Here is a 1,094-nt window from a genome sequence, read left to right as displayed (position 1 = left end):
ACGCTTGATGACCTACTGGAACGGGTAGAGCGGCGCTGTGTACAACTCCTGAACCTTACCGACTTTATCTCAGGCTTGACCCAGTTCCATTGGTGGAAGGCGTTTCAATGCTAAGTGTGGTTGATTAAGCGGACTTGATATCACGTTTAGATGAGGGACGCGATCGCTCGACGGACGGCATTGAGAGCCTGATCGATCTCGGCTTCGCTGACGATCAAGGGTGGCACAAACCGCACCACTTTGGGCCCGGCTGGCACCAGCAGCACACCTTCATCAATGGCCGCTTTAACGATGGCGACGGAGGTCAAGTCGCTGTCGTCGGTAATCTGCAAGCCGTTGATTAGCCCCCAGCCTCGCACCTCATGGATGAGATGGGGATAGGTTTGGGCGATCGCTTTCAGCCCTGCCCGCAATTGCTCACCCCTAGCCACAACATTGGCGAGAATATTGTTTTGCTCTAGCGTTTGGCAGACAGCGAGGGCCACCGTGCAGACCAAGGGATTGCCGCCAAAGGTGCTGGCATGATCGCCAGGCTGGAATACATCACAGTGGGCTTTGCAGAGTAATGCACCGATGGGCACACCGCCGCCCAAGCCCTTGGCCGAGGTAAAGATATCTGGCTCAATCCCTAGGTTTTCGTAGCCCCAATAGCGGCCCGATCGCCCCATGCCCACCTGCACTTCATCCAAGATCAGCAGGATGCCTTTTTGATCGCACAATTCTCGCACGCGTTGGAAATATGCCAGGTCTCCAGGGCGTACTCCGCCTTCGCCTTGTAGGGCCTCCAGCATGATGGCTGCCACCCGCCGCTCACCTTGGTCAAGGTCAGCGATCGCCTGCTCTAGGGCCTGAATATCGTTGTAGGGGACGTAGTGGAAGCCGGGGACGAGGGGGCTGAAGTTCTTTTGGTATTTGGGCTGGCCTGTGGCGGTAATGGTGGCTAGGGTACGACCGTGGAAGCTGGCTTGGGCTGTGAGAATCACCGGCTCCTCAATGCCCAAGACGGTATGGGCATATTTGCGGGCGAGCTTAATGGCTCCTTCGTTGGCTTCGGCACCAGAATTGCAGAAAAAGGCGCGATCGGCGCAGGAGTG

The 1,094-nt window shown here is 56.9% G+C and carries 1 protein-coding gene; it reads right to left on the bottom strand.

The window, feature by feature from the left end:
• Nucleotides 1-146: 146 nt before the first annotated feature.
• On the bottom strand, nt 147-1,094 hold a 948-nt coding region (locus V6D20_25030), incomplete at its 5' end, for an aminotransferase class III-fold pyridoxal phosphate-dependent enzyme (protein ID HEY9819046.1).

The organism is Candidatus Obscuribacterales bacterium, from assembly GCA_036703605.1.
Lineage (GTDB): Bacteria > Cyanobacteriota > Cyanobacteriia > RECH01 > RECH01 > RECH01.
Note: the sequence above shows the minus strand (reverse complement) of the source record. Positions and strands in the feature narration are given on the sequence as shown.